The following is a 13870-nucleotide window of genomic DNA, read 5'->3' on the forward strand; positions in this document are numbered from 1 at the left end:
CAGGAGAACACTATGCATTTTGATTCCCGTTTGGCCGAGATGCCTAAACATTTGCAATCCCTGATGCAACAGGCGTCTGCAGAAGACAAACCGGAGGCAACCGGCTTCAGCAGGCGCAGTTTCCTCAAAATGGCCACTGCCAGCGGCTTTGCCCTGGGTTGCTACCCCATGCTGGCTACCGCACAAGATACCGCAGCAAAAGCCCCGGCAGGCTTGAAACCTACCGAACAGCCCGGTGCGTTCGTGCAGATAGCCAAAGATGGCACCGTCACCGTCACCATCAATCGACTGGAATTTGGTCAGGGTGTGCAGACCGCCCTGCCTCTGATACTGGCAGAAGAACTGGATGCCGACTGGTCGAAAGTCAAATACGCAAATGGCAATAATCACCCCGCCTATGTCGATCCGGCATTTGGCATGCATTTGACGGGCGGCTCAAATTCCATCGCCCATTCCTACACCCAGTACCGTGAACTGGGTGCACGTACCCGTGCCATGCTGGTGCAAGCTGCAGCAACGCAATGGAATGTCGATACATCGGCCCTGCGTACAGAAAACGGTTTCGTTATTGGGCCAGGTGGCAAGAAACTGGGCTATGGCGAACTGGCTGAAGCAGCAATGAAATTGCCGGTACCAGAAAAAGTCACGCTGAAAGACCCTAAAAGCTTCCGTCTGATAGGCAAACCCACAGGTCGCCTGGACGCCAAAGCAAAATCTACCGGCACCCAGGACTTCGGCATTGATACCCACTTGCCCGGCATGCTGACTGCCGTTGTCGCCCGCCCACCAGTATTTGGTGCCAAGCTCAAGTCTGTCGATGACACGGCAGCCAAGGCCATCAAGGGCGTCAAAGCCGTGTTGCGTGTGCCGGTTGATCGTGGTGGTGAAGGCGTTGCCATCATCGCCACCGGTTACTGGCCAGCCAAGCAAGGGCGTGATGCCCTGAAGCTGGAATGGGATCTGGCCAGCGTGGAAAAAGTCGATAGCGTGAAACAACTGGCCAGCTACAAGGAAATGGCCAAACAGCAAGGCGCATTGAAGTACAACGACGATGTATCCAAAATCGCGACCGCCCCCCATAAACTGAATGCAGAATTCAGCTTCCCTTACCTGGCTCATACGCCGATGGAGCCCTTGAACTGCACAGTCGCAATAAAAGGCGACAAGGCAGAATTGTGGATGGGAACACAAATGCCCGGTCTTGACGGTTTTGCTGCATCAACCGCTTTGGGCCTGAAGCCAGAGAATATTGCTGTACATACCCAGATGGCAGGTGGCGGCTTTGGCCGTCGCGCCATTCCTACCAGTGATTATGTGGTGGAAGCCTGTGTCGTTGCCAAAGCAGCTGTGGCTGCTGGGCTGGATGCGCCAGTACGCACACTGTGGAGCCGTGAAGACGATGTCAAGGGTGGCTACTACCGCCCCATGCATGTACACAGGGCAGATATCGGCTTTGATGCGCAGGGTAATATACTGGGCTGGGACCATGTCATCGTTGGCCAGTCCATCGTCAGTGGTACCCCGTTTGAAGGCATGATGGTCAAGAATGGCGTCGATGCGACCGCTGTGGAAGGTATGAAAGAGCCGTATGAAATACCGATGCGCCTGTCCGTCCATCACCCGAAAATCAACGTCCCTGTCTTGTGGTGGCGCAGTGTGGGCTCTACCCATACCGCCTTTGTGATGGAAACCCTGCTCGATGAAATTGCCGAAACCACCAAGCAAGACCCGGTTGCCTATCGCCTGAAGCTGATGGGTGACAAACATCCACGTCATAAGGCGGCCCTGCAACTGGCGGTGGAAAAATCCGGCTATGGCAAGAAAAAACTGCCTGCCGGCCATGCCTATGGGGTTGCCGTGCATGAAGCCTTCTCTTCCATCGTTGCCTATGTGGTGGAAGCATCCATGAAAAATGGTCAGCCGAAACTGCACAAGGTCACGGCTGGTGTGCATTGCAACCTGGCTGTGAATCCCAAAACAGTGGAAGCGCAGGTACAGGGGGCGGCACTGATGGGCTTGTCGATGTGCCTGCCAGGTGCGGCCATCACGCTCAAGGATGGTGTGGTCGAACAAAGTAACTTCAGTGATTTTGTGGTGCCACGCATTACTGACATGCCACAAGTCGCAGTGTACATTGTACCTAGTGCGGATGCCCCTACCGGTATGGGTGAACCCGGCTTGCCGGCACTGGCACCGGCATTTGCCAATGCCATAGCCAGAGCGGGTGGCAAGCGCTGGCGTGAATTGCCGTTCAAGGCAGCTTGATCCAGTAGCGAAAAGCGGTACCTGATCTATAGGTACCGCTTTTTTTATTTCCCCATCCTGCAATGACTTTAACAACTAGCGGTTATTCCGGCACACCATTGGCGAAGAAACTGGGTATCCAGGCGGGTAGCCAGGTCTATGTCAAACACGCGCCTGATAATTACATGGATTTGCTGGCAGACTTGCCGTCCGATGTCCGCTTTGAAAAAAAGCTGAGCGAGGCAACCGATATCGTTCACCTGTTTACCAACCAGAGAGCGGTGCTGATCAAAGAGTTGGCCGTCTATAAATCACGGCTGCGCAGTGATGCTGCAATCTGGGTATCCTGGCCGAAAAAATCATCCAAAGTAGCCACCGACATTACCGAAGGCACGATAAGAGAAGTGGCCCTTCCGCTTGGTTACGTCGACATCAAGGTCTGCGCCGTCAGTGATATATGGTCAGGTTTGAAATTGGTGGTACGCAAAGAGTTGAGGCTGGATTGGCCAGCCTCATAGTGTCGTCATATTGCTTCCTGCTTAATTCGACTCCTTGATCAAACGTGCAGAATTTTTCTGTATTGGCCGCGCATTCATCGGATACAGACGGCTGAATATCATCAACTGGTCGGGTGAGATTTCTATCGGCTCTTTCATGACCAGCCACAATACCCCTTCGCTGCAAGGCGGTGTCGTCAATGAGCCCATATAAGTGTAGTAATCACGCTTGACCGGCAGGATGTCGTTCATATCCATGGTGGTCAAAGCCTGCACCGGTTCATTTTTTTCCAGAGGCAGATTGTTCCATACATGCTGCACCAGGCTGTGCGCCTTGCCGCGCTCTATCAGCACGGCCACGACAGCCAGTTTGCCATCAGCATCTTTATGGACCAGATGAGCCACCATTTCAAAGCTCTTGCCATTGACGCGTTCTTCGGAAGGCTTGTGGAAATGGAATTGCACCAGTTCGTAATTATGTCCCAACACATTGATATAGTTACCAGCCCCTATATTCACCTGTATGGTATGGCCATTGTCGAGCACAGAAAAACGACTGGGTTTGTAATCAAAGGCAATAGGATCAAGATCGACCTTGATGCCATCGCGGATATCGATCGGTGACTGTCTTTCGCCTATATCACATTTGGCATTGGCAGGATTCAACTTGCCCCAGTTAAGGGGGCCACCTTCACCCTGATAACTCCAGTGTATTTCAGCATGGCTGGTCGCCATATTGTCGGCAGAAGCAGCGCCATTGGTGGCATTCGTGGCATTCGCGCCATGTTCATTCTTGACTTTGGTGGTTTCCGGTCTGCGCACTGGTGGCGCATAAGGAGCCCGCGCAACAGCTCTGGGGGCAGCGCGACCGGCATCATCTTTTTCTTTGCGGATCACGCTCAGACGTTCGGCAATGCGTGCCGCCAGTTCATCAGCGGCCAGGGCTTCCTTGGCACGGACTGCTGCTTCCTTGGCAGATTCCTTGTTTTCCTTGGTGCTGGTTTTGCGTTCTTCCTTGGCTGACGCCGACGCAGAACTGGAAGCAGATGCTGACGCCTCTTCTTTTGCGGATGCCGGTTTGATCGGCTTGGATGGCGGGTCGTTCGCATGAACGGCCGCAGCCATCAGCATGGTAGCAAGCAGGGCAAGATAGCGGCGCATAATTGGAATAGGTAACGGGAATAAAAACAGGCAGATACCCTTGTTACGGCAATTCTCTTTGCAAACTTGAATTCCTGCTGGCAATTTGTGGTTTTTGTGTCGTCAGGCTGCCGCTGCCACACCTTCAACGATGAACAAACGGCCTATGGAATTAGCCTGGCGAATTGCCTTGGCCTTGCCATATTCAACCGAGTCATACCAGAGCTGAGCCTGAGCCAGGGACGGAAATTCGACAAGCACGGTGCGCCAGCCTTCATGGTGCTGATCGTCTCCGCCTTCTTTTTGCAGACGGGTACCGCCACGTACCAAAAACTTGCCGCCGTATTGGTCTACGCTGGCGGTAGACAGTACCCTATACTCGGCATAAGGTTCAGGGTTGGTAACCTGAATTTCGGCGACGACATATGCTTTACTCATACAACTCCTGATAAAAAATAGTAAAAATTTATTAAAGCGACAGGATACGGGCTTTAGCTGCCGTATATTCAGATTTCAGCCGTGCCACGACTTCCGCCACGGTCAGGACATCATTCATCAGCCCCACCCCTTGGCCAGCACCCCAGATATCACGCCAGGCCTTGGCCTTGCTGCCTCCACCAGAACCAAAATTCATCTGGCTCTTGTCAGCCACTGGCAAATTATCCGGGTCCAGGCCGGCAGCAATGATGGATTTCTTGAGGTAATTGCCATGGACACCGGTGAACAGGTTGGTGTAAACAATGTCTGCCGCTGCCGAATCAAGGATAGCCTGACGATAGGCTTCATCCACATTCGATTCAACAGTAGCCAGCCAGCGCGAGCCTATATAGGCAAAATCGGCTCCCATGGCCTGTGCTGCCAATACGGCATCACCAGTCGCAATCGAACCGGACAAGGCAATTGGGCCATCAAAGAATTGCCTGACTTCGCCTACCAGAGCAAACGGTGACAAACCACCGGCATGACCACCGGCACCGGCTGCCACCAGGATCAAGCCATCGACCCCGGCTTCCAGCGCTTTTTGTGCATGCCGTATCGAAATCACATCATGCATGACGATGCCGCCATAACTATGGATGGCATCCAGCATTTCTGGTGGTGGAGCACGCAGTGAAGAAATGATGATGGGAATCTGATGCTTGACGCAGACTTCGACATCATGTGCCAGCCTGTCATTCGATTGATGGACAATCTGGTTGACGGCGATAGGGCCGATCAGGGCATCTGGGTGGGCTTCCTGATGCGCTGCCAGCTCGGCCTGTAATTCTGTCAACCAGACATCCAGCATCTCTGCTGGCCTGGCGTTCAGGGCCGGGAAAGAACCAACAATGCCAGCCTTGCATTGCGCCGCCACCAGTTTAGGGCTACTGGCAATGAACAGGGGTGAGCCGATGACGGGCAAGGTCAGGTGTTGCAAAACTGCAGGTAATTTTGACACTGAGCGTGACGCTGAATGCAATACTGGTGAGTCGAGAGCCATAGTCGGTATCCTCTAACGGTAAGCATATACAGCTAGTTTGCTGCACATATCCAGTATGATTTTACCGTGCTAATAAAATTCCTGTGGAGACACCATGACTTACCAATGTTTTGACTTCGGTATCAGCAATAAAATCGCCCACCTGCGTCTGAACCGACCAACCACGCTGAATACCATGCACCCGGTATTTTTTCGTGAACTGACAGAGATTTTGCAAAACCTGCAAAGTCAGGCAAACGCCCGCGTGCTCATCATTTCTTCTACTGGCAAGCATTTCACCGCTGGCATGGCACTGGATGTATTCGCCGGTGGCGGCATCACACTGGATGATGCCAGCGCCGTTGGCCGTGCCAATATCGCCCTGGCGCTGAAAGACATGCATCACGCCTTCAACCTGATCGAATCGTTGCGCATGCCCGTCATTGCTGCCATCCATGGCGGTTGCATAGGTGGCGGTGTTGACATGATCTGCGCCAGCGATATACGCCTGGCCAGCAGCGATGCCTTTTTCTGCATACAGGAAATCAATATAGGTATGACTGCCGACCTCGGCACCCTGCAACGCCTGCCCAAACTGATCCCCGAAGGCATAGTTCACGAAATGGCCTACACTGGCCGCCGCCTGCCCGCGCAACGCGCCCTGGCAGTTGGCCTGCTCAATGAAGTATTTGAAAGTCAGGAAAAAATGCTGGAAGCCGCCCAGCAAATGGCCACCGAAATCGCAGAAAAACCTCCCGTCGCCATCTGGGGCAGCAAACAGGCCATCCACTACGCCCGCGACCACAGCACCCATGACGCCCTGCAACAAATGGGTTGGCTGCAATCCGGTATCTGGCAAAGCAGCAACCTGATGGAAGCTTTCATGGCGAAACAACAGGGAAGGCCGACAGAGTATGCGGACCTGGCACCGGTTAGTTCGTTTTCTGAGGCTGCTTATCATTTGAAGTGAATGGCAGTTTCATCAGAATTGATTCATCGCCTATGTTGGGCTGATGAAGCGTAGCCCAACCTACGTCACTGCTTATAATTTGAAATAGGTGTAACTGTGGTTTGATCAAACACGAAGCAGGCAATGTGGCTATAAGTCGTATTGATGTTGCTTTTGACGTTGGGGTTGCTTGTGACTTTTGCAGTTCCCATGTGTCGACGCCTTTGATGCAATGTAGCCGCCGGTCTACCACCGGCCTGCACGCGTCAATCGACGTAATGTTGGTATTGAAATCAGAGATGAGTAAATCAGCTATCGATATGCGACAGACGCCGCTAGAGCGCCCACCCGGTGAGATAACGTCAACAAATATTGAAAGGACAGGACCAAAGCTTAAGAAAGAACTACGTTGATCGCAGGCCCAGTGTTGGGCTGGTGAAGCGTAGCCCAACCTACATCACTGCCATTTGATTAAAATTGGCGATCAATTGAGGGCGAAAGACCATGAGCATACGCATAGTCCAGCTAGGCACAGAGCGCGCAGCCGATGAAGGCTTGCGCATAGGCACGGTAAGACGGCCACCGCGCGGTGTTCCCAAGGCTGAATTTGCCAGCCGTAATTATTACGATGTCTGGTTCCCGAACCTGTCACCGAGTGCGGATTTGATGGCCAAGGGCAAAACGGTCAACACAGCTGCAGAATGGACCAGCTTCACCCGCAGCTTCAAGGCAGAAATGAATGAAGCCGATGCCAGCAAGGTACTTGACTTGCTGGTGGCAATGTCAAAGACGACGAATTTTTCTGTCGGTTGTTATTGTGAAGATGAAAGCCGCTGCCATCGCTCAATACTCAGGCAATTATTGGTCGAGCGTGGTGCAGATATTCTGTAGTCAGTTGCAGGGCGTGTTTCCCTAACGGGTGCTGATCAGCATATCGCCTTCGAGGCGGGCAGCGCCAGCCGTGACCAATTCGTTTGCCATTTGCGGTATCAACAAATCTGTTTCCAGACCCAATAATCTGGCAGAAGAAGTTACCAGTCTTGTACTGCCCAATTGGGATACTGTGGCGCTCAGGCTAAGCCGCTGGGACTCCAGCAAGAGAAAAGCCAACAAGACTTTGGCCGCATTGCGGGCATTGCGCCGGGGATCGGCACTTAGATAATCCAGGCGTGATTCTGCCCGTTCCAGCGCGGCATCCACATTACTGAAGGCAGCACCATGGCCGGGGATGACGATGCGCGGATGCAATTCACGTATGACTTGCAGTATGGCAGCCTGTTCGGCAAAACCTGATTCCCCCTCAAGCTCAGGAAAGATCACGCCAAAACCGTTTTCCCACAGGGCATCAGCAGAGATTAGTATGCCTTCCTGCGGGCAATACAGAATCATGGAATGGGGATCATGTCCGGGCGCAGCCAACACTTGCCAGTCCATGCCGCCAAGTTGCAGGCTGTCGCCATGCTGTATGGCTGCATCGAAACCGAAACGTTCACATTGCTGACCAGTGGCGGCATAACTAAGGGCGGCTTCATCCCATATTGCTACGGCTGCTGTCTCCGCGATGGGTATCAGGGTGCGGCAGCCATAGTGGCGCTGCAGCAGGGCATTGCCACCACAATGATCAGAATGCAAATGGGTATTCACCAGCAAATCCAGCTTGCGCTCACCCAGGGCTTGCTGCACCAACGCCAGGGTCTGTGGCGCATGGGTCAGGTAGCCACTGTCCACCAAAGCAGTTTGCTGCGCATCAACGAACAGGATGTTGTTCGAGGATAACCAGCCGCGTTCAAAGACTTGTATACTGGCAGGCAAATGAATCATGTTTTCTCCGTTGCCTTGCGTTGCAAGCCATACGGCATATTGCGCGCTGCCAGCATGTCGGGCGAATTGAAGAAGCCATCTCCATTCAAGTAGGCTTGCAGCATGTCGGTGCTGTCCATTCCCCAGAAACAGCGACCATCCACCACTGTTGTTGGCACACCGAAGACATTGGCTGCAATGGCCTTTTCACCATTGAATCTGAGCATCTGTTTTATCTCGGGAGCATCCAGCCTGTCTGGCGTTACCTTTAATTCTTCCAGCAGTGCTTGCCAGTGCCCAGTCTGGGTAGGAAGATGTCCATCCCGCCAAACAAAGCGAAACAGGCGGTGCACGACGGGGGCAGTACAGCCAAGAACCAGGCACAGGCGCAATAAGGGCAGAGGGTTGAAAGGATGTTCGGGCAACATGCGCAGGCTGATGCCATGTTTGTGGGCAAGCCAGACGCAATGTTCGAAAGTCCATTGCCGTTTGGGTGGAATTTCTGCTGGCCCCTTGTTGTCCCAGTGATTGAGCAGGCTGGCAAACAGGACCGGGTGGTAGTGCAGGTTTTCTGTCATCTGCGCGCGTACCAGCAGCTCGTGCTGCAGGTACGCGAAGGGCGATATAAAATCAAAATACCAGTCCAGCTGTTTCATGACGTCTCCTTTGCCTGCTGACTCAACCCCAAATACAGGAACTGCCAGGGTCCGCAGGATTTATTGTCAGGGCAACATTCTTTGCTGTATCAAATCCCAGATTTCCAGTTTTTTATGGTTATCTGCCTTGCTCCAGCAAATGATTTCATCAATGTTGCGGTAGCAGCCGCTACAGAGAGCAGTCTTTTCATCCATGCGGCATATATTTACACACGGCGAAGGCACAGTGGCACCAGGCTTCATGACAAACTGGGCCGGATCAAATTCATACAGGATATTCATGCACGCAAGGCCACGTCTGCAACAGGCGCACCTGTCATGTTTTTCAATTGTTCCGGTGTGAGCCTGAACACGGCATGTGGATGACCGGCAGCCGCCCAGACATTGGGGTATTGCAGCAAATCCTGATCAATCAGCATCACGGTTTTTTCCAGATGGCCGATGGGGCAAACTCCACCGATGGCATAACCTATTTTTTCTTTGACAAAACGGGCATCGGCTTTGCCCAAGGGGCCAACCAGAGCCGCTACCTTATTTTCATCCACACGATTGATGCCGCTGGCCACGACCATGACGGCAGCATTATCCTGCAGACGACGGAAAACAATGGATTTGGCAATCTCGGCAACTTCACAACCCAGCCCGGCAGCAGCCTCGGCGGAAGTTTTGCCGGTTTCCGGCAACATGACTATGGTTTGGTCGTGGCCCAGGCTTTCCAGCAGGCGGGCGACACGCAAGGCAGTTTCTGGCAATTCGGGATGCTTGGACATGACGCTGCAAAAAAGAAGTCAAAAACGGTTTATATCACAAGCCTTGAACCCGTGCTGTCAGTCAGGTGACAAAGCCATGGGCAGGTATGCCACTGCATCAGACATACCATGCAGAAAGCAGATCTATATACTCAAGCGGCACATCAAAATATTTCATGCCAGCGCGGTATTCGCTGCCACTGAGCAGAGAATAGATACAGGTTGCCTTACACACCACCTGGGTGCGCTGAGACGCATCACGCAGGCTGGGGACTTCCATCATCATCTGGTAAGTTTGCTTTTCCTTCAACAGGACACTGCACTGCATCTGCATACCATGGACAGAAAAATTGACAATTTTGGCCGGAACAATTTTACCGGGGACCACCTGGATGGCACCGCGCCAAGTTACATTGGAGCGCGGATTGCTGCGAATTTCACTCATACAAGTACGTAAAAGAAATGCAAAGACATATAGTCCGAAAAGTTAACGTCAAGAAACATGTATTGTACCGATTTCTATCGGCCTCCACCAAGACTGATCAGAACTATTTGCTGCTCTCCAGCCATTTGATAACACCCTCAGCGGCATATTTACCGCTGGCCATGCATGCCGTTAGTAAATAGCCACCCGTGGGCGCTTCCCAATCCAGCATTTCTCCGGCAAAAAACAAGCCTGGAACTTGCCGCGTCATCAGCCCTGCATCCAGTTCTTCAAAGCACACACCACCGGCACTGCTGATTGCTTCATCAATGGGACGTGCCGCCTTGAGTCGCAACGGTAAACACTTTATAGCCTGCGCCAATACATGAATCTGTGCAAAATCAGATTTTTGCAAGCACTCATGCAAAAGGCTCGTTTTTAATGCATCCAGTTTCAAGCGGCTTTTCATATGGCTGGACAGGGAACGTGAACCACGCGGGTGCTGCAATTCAGTAATCACTTTTTGCAATGGCGTATCCGGCAACAGATCCAGCTCAAGCACGGCTGTTCCAGTACCAGATATCTGCTCACGCAAGGCGGTTGACAGGGCATAAATCAGGCTGCCTTCAACACCTCCTGCCGTAATGACAAACTGGCCTTTGCGCATGGGCAAGCCACTCCCCTGCACCTTGGCGGCAACGGTCAGCAAGGGGTGGCCAGCAAAGTGCTCCTGGAAAAAAGCAGTCCAGCCGACGTCGAAACCGCAATTGGCTGGCACTAAATCGGCTATTGCAATACCACGTTGACGTAGCGTATCTACCCAAGCGCCATCGGAACCAAGGCGGGCCCAGCTGCCACCGCCCAGGGCCAGGATCACGGCGCGTGCTGGCCTGCTGACCTCGCCGTCCGGGGTGGAAAATGCCCATGTCTGTTCGTCACGCCATCCCAGCCAGCGATGACGCATGTGAAAACGCACGCCTTGCAGGCGCAATCTATGCAACCAGGCACGCAGCAGTGGCGCTGCCTTCATATCCATCGGGAAAACCCGGCCAGAGCTGCCGACATAGGTTTCTATGCCCAGGTCAGCAGCCCAGTTTCGTAGCGCAGCGGCATCAAACTGTTTAATAATGGGTTGCAGGACATCTTCACGCGCGCCATAACGTGTCATGAAAGAGACAGAATTTTCCGAGTGGGTCAAATTCATTCCGCCCTTGCCTGCCATTAAAAACTTGCGCCCTACCGAGGGCATGGCATCATACAGACTGACGGCCAGCCCCTGACTGGCCAGGGTTTCTGCAGCCATCAAGCCAGCAGGCCCGCCACCAATAACGATCACCTCTTCCGTGTTGTCATTTTGTGAATTATTTGAGTGCTTTTGCATAAGTTTGCGTCATAATATGATTTCGTGTCATTTGTACCAGTTCCTGCGCATGGTCTGATGACGTGAATGCGGGATTGTCGCATTGATCGCTAGTTCCTGAAGTACCTGTCTGATATGACTGCCGTGCCACCCATGCACCCATACCTGTCTATGGTTAATCTGGATCGTACTACGCTTGATCTTGTCGTTGTTTGCATCAGTGTGATTTCCATGCTGGTCATGCTGGCTGTCTGGCGTATCAATCGCGGCATACCAGGCACCGGAGTCTGGGCGCTTGCAGCGTCGGTCACTGCGCCCGCCTTCCTGGTGATGCGGCTCATTGGCATCACTGATGTCCCCAAAGCGCTGATTATTGCCATTAATAATTCCCTGGCACTCACCACCATCCTGCTGATGCTGGAAGGCACCTTGCGCTTTCGCGGTTACGCATCGCTCCAGCGCTGGCGTCTGGGCCTGGTGCTGATCCCGTTATTCATCCTGCTGGCATTCATCAACCGGGACGACATGATACGCCGTTACCTGTTCCATGACGCCATTGCCGCGACATTAATGCTGGCAAATGCCTTCATACTCATCAGAAAAACTCGCGACCTCGAATTGCTGGCTGCGGGAATAGGAGCATTATCCATGTCCGCTATGGCGGCAGCCTTCATGCTTCGCTGGTATCTGGCCTTCGGTGCCAGCGACAATACGCAACTTGCCAGTCACCCGTTGCTGAATGTGGTGTATCTGGTGTTGGTCTTATGTCTGCTGAGCTGGACATATGGTGTCAGCGCCTGCTGCAATTTGCGGGCGCAAAACAGCATATTGCAAATGGCGCGCGAAGACGTACTTACCGGCCTGCCCAACCGCAGGCATGTCGATGAAATACTTGACCGTGCCATCGCCATGAGCGCCCGCAACCAGCAAGGTTTCGGTTTTATCCTGATAGATTTGAATCACTTCAAATCTGTCAATGACCGGTATGGTCATCAGACCGGGGATCAATTGCTGAAAGAAGTGGCGAAACGCCTGAAAAATTTTTGCCGCCATGCCGACTTTGTTGGTCGCATCGGTGGGGACGAATTTGTCGCCATCACCTTTGGGGTGAACCAGGAATCCCAGCTAGACAGCACTTTACTACGACTGAAAAAAATGCTGGTCGGCCCCTGCACCATACAGGGCCATACCGTGAATATTGAGGCGGCTCTTGGTTCGGCCATGTTCCCAACTGATGGGCGTACGGCAGACCGGCTGATGCAGATTGCCGATCAACGCATGTATCTGGACAAATCCGTCCCGGACAACATACTGGAAGCAGTCACGCAACGAACAGGCTTGCGGTAAATATCATCCGTACAAAATAAAACAGGCCGGAATATTTCTCCAGCCTGCTTTTCAAAACCCAATCCCCGTCAAACAATAACAGGCTTATTTGGACCAGTAATGCAGGTAATGATTGCGGAAATCATTACCTGGTTCGAAAGTATTTTTCTGCCCGCCATCGTAGGCAATATTCTGTGCTGTCACCAGATGCGCGGATGAACTGACAAATCCGCTGGGCTCGGCACCGGAGAAAGCGCGATTAAGTTCATCCACCAATTGCCACGCATGCATGGACAGCGGTTCTGGCACCGTGCTGGTTTGCAAGCTGTTGGCACGAATACGTTTATAGGCAGTGGGTGAACCATCACCAGCGGACACACCAACCAGTTTATTGTTGGCGATTAAAGCAGCCGTCGCCGGTACTTCCAGCAAATCAAAATAAAAGTCATTGACACCGATGGCATGTGTCCACTTGCTGCCAAAACGTTTGACGAGATTTTCTACCACCCCTTTCATTTTGAGGTGTGCATCAATCAGCGGCACATCTTCCACACTGAGCAATTTGCAGCCTTCACATTGCTTGATGGTTTCGACAATGGCACTGGATTTAGCCAGTAAATAAGGGTTGGTGGAATCGGTGAAAACCACGATGCCAGCCTTGTTGTTTGAATCTACCACGGTATACAAGGCAGCAACTTGCGCGACTTCTTTCGGGTTGGTGGCAATATTCGTGAACAGGCCGTCAGTCGGACCACTCTTGACAGAGGCATGCCAGCCCACCACTGGTACCTTGGCTTTGGCTGCGGCGGCCATACCCTTGGCCTGGGTACCAACATCCACACCCGCCATGATGATGCCTTCCGCCTTCATATCCAGGGCCTGAGCAACGATGGCAGACCCCTGGTTACAGCGACCGCGACAATCGATAGGCAGGGTTTCCCAACCGGCACTGGCGCTGGCTTCGCGCACACCTGCAAATATACCGGCAGTGCCAGGATCGCTCATGTCTGCTGCGATGAAAATAATCTTCTTTTTCTTTTGTAACCGGGGACCGTCGGCCGGACCTTCCCAATGGTTCTTCAAGGATGCCGCTCGTGCCACTTTGGCATTCGCCTTACTAAGAAACTGCATGGGATTTTCCTGGGCAAAAGCACCAGAAACAAAGCTGAACATAACAAACAACGCGGTCAAGCACTTACTTTGAGTAGCAGTCATGATTCTCGGCTGGTCAGGTTGAAATTGGGTCTGTATCGACAAACACAGAAC

General features: G+C 52.7%; 15 protein-coding genes. 5 read left to right on the top strand and 10 right to left on the bottom strand.

From position 1 onward, the window contains the following. Positions 1-12: 12 nt before the first annotated feature. Both AC1RVX_RS25775 and AC1RVX_RS25780 read left to right on the top strand, forming a co-directional pair. Entirely contained in the window at positions 13-2265 is a 2253-nt protein-coding gene (locus tag AC1RVX_RS25775) for a xanthine dehydrogenase family protein molybdopterin-binding subunit (RefSeq protein ID WP_493219439.1), read from the top strand. Between the two features lie 62 nt (positions 2266-2327). Continuing rightward, positions 2328-2762: a DUF3052 domain-containing protein gene (locus tag AC1RVX_RS25780; protein ID WP_493219440.1), complete on the top strand. Its 435-nt coding sequence runs from the start codon at positions 2328-2330 to the stop codon at positions 2760-2762. A 21-nt stretch (positions 2763-2783) separates the two neighbouring features. Here AC1RVX_RS25780 and AC1RVX_RS25785 read toward each other — a convergent pair whose 3' ends face one another. The 3 genes from AC1RVX_RS25785 to AC1RVX_RS25795 all read right to left on the bottom strand — a co-directional run bounded on the left by AC1RVX_RS25785 (position 2784) and on the right by AC1RVX_RS25795 (position 5361). Then, entirely contained in the window at positions 2784-3902 is a 1119-nt protein-coding gene (locus AC1RVX_RS25785; RefSeq protein ID WP_493219441.1) for a carbonic anhydrase, read from the bottom strand. Positions 3903-4004: 102 nt separating this feature from the next. Further along, entirely contained in the window at positions 4005-4319 is a 315-nt protein-coding gene (locus AC1RVX_RS25790; RefSeq protein WP_493219442.1) for a DUF1330 domain-containing protein, read from the bottom strand. A gap of 31 nt (positions 4320-4350) precedes the next feature. Next, entirely contained in the window at positions 4351-5361 is a 1011-nt protein-coding gene (locus AC1RVX_RS25795) for an NAD(P)H-dependent flavin oxidoreductase (RefSeq protein WP_493219443.1), read from the bottom strand. Positions 5362-5455: 94 nt separating this feature from the next. Between AC1RVX_RS25795 and AC1RVX_RS25800 the strand changes: the two genes are divergently transcribed. Continuing rightward, entirely contained in the window at positions 5456-6310 is an 855-nt protein-coding gene (locus AC1RVX_RS25800) for an enoyl-CoA hydratase-related protein (protein WP_493219444.1), read from the top strand. A 483-nt stretch (positions 6311-6793) separates the two neighbouring features. Beyond that, positions 6794-7180 carry a DUF488 domain-containing protein gene (locus AC1RVX_RS25805; RefSeq protein WP_493219445.1) on the top strand — a complete coding sequence of 129 codons (387 nt, stop codon included), beginning with the start codon at positions 6794-6796 and terminating at the stop codon, positions 7178-7180. A gap of 21 nt (positions 7181-7201) precedes the next feature. Here AC1RVX_RS25805 and AC1RVX_RS25810 read toward each other — a convergent pair whose 3' ends face one another. The 6 genes from AC1RVX_RS25810 to AC1RVX_RS25835 all read right to left on the bottom strand — a co-directional run bounded on the left by AC1RVX_RS25810 (position 7202) and on the right by AC1RVX_RS25835 (position 11299). After that, positions 7202-8110 carry an MBL fold metallo-hydrolase gene (locus AC1RVX_RS25810; protein ID WP_493219446.1) on the bottom strand — a complete coding sequence of 303 codons (909 nt, stop codon included), beginning with the start codon at positions 8108-8110 and terminating at the stop codon, positions 7202-7204. After that, the gene (locus AC1RVX_RS25815; RefSeq protein ID WP_493219447.1) at positions 8107-8745 is read right to left on the bottom strand and encodes a 2-hydroxychromene-2-carboxylate isomerase; all 639 of its coding nucleotides are present in this window, start codon (positions 8743-8745) and stop codon (positions 8107-8109) included. The genes AC1RVX_RS25810 and AC1RVX_RS25815 overlap by 4 nt, the downstream gene beginning before the upstream one ends. A gap of 66 nt (positions 8746-8811) precedes the next feature. Beyond that, positions 8812-9027 (bottom strand): DUF1289 domain-containing protein, encoded by a 216-nt coding sequence (locus AC1RVX_RS25820; protein ID WP_493219448.1) that lies wholly within the window; start codon positions 9025-9027, stop codon positions 8812-8814. Next, positions 9024-9515 carry a YbaK/EbsC family protein gene (locus tag AC1RVX_RS25825; protein ID WP_493219449.1) on the bottom strand — a complete coding sequence of 164 codons (492 nt, stop codon included), beginning with the start codon at positions 9513-9515 and terminating at the stop codon, positions 9024-9026. Before AC1RVX_RS25825 ends, AC1RVX_RS25820 begins: the two co-directional genes overlap by 4 nt. 97 nt (positions 9516-9612) lie before the next feature. Then, complete coding sequence (locus tag AC1RVX_RS25830) at positions 9613-9939, bottom strand: hypothetical protein (RefSeq protein ID WP_493219450.1); 327 nt, start codon at positions 9937-9939, stop codon at positions 9613-9615. A gap of 103 nt (positions 9940-10042) precedes the next feature. Beyond that, the gene (locus AC1RVX_RS25835; RefSeq protein ID WP_493219451.1) at positions 10043-11299 is read right to left on the bottom strand and encodes a TIGR03862 family flavoprotein; all 1257 of its coding nucleotides are present in this window, start codon (positions 11297-11299) and stop codon (positions 10043-10045) included. A gap of 114 nt (positions 11300-11413) precedes the next feature. On the opposite strand from AC1RVX_RS25835, the gene AC1RVX_RS25840 reads away from it, so the two are divergent. After that, positions 11414-12625, top strand: coding sequence for a GGDEF domain-containing protein (locus AC1RVX_RS25840; protein WP_493219452.1), 1212 nt, complete (start codon positions 11414-11416; stop codon positions 12623-12625). An 84-nt stretch (positions 12626-12709) separates the two neighbouring features. On the opposite strand, the gene AC1RVX_RS25845 is transcribed toward AC1RVX_RS25840, so the two are convergent. Beyond that, a complete protein-coding gene (locus AC1RVX_RS25845) occupies positions 12710-13735 on the bottom strand; it encodes a substrate-binding domain-containing protein (RefSeq protein ID WP_493219453.1) in 1026 nt (341 codons plus the stop codon). Between the last annotated feature and the right edge of the window lie 135 nt (positions 13736-13870).

The sequence above is a fragment of the Undibacterium sp. GW821-FHT11B02 genome (assembly GCF_058808955.1).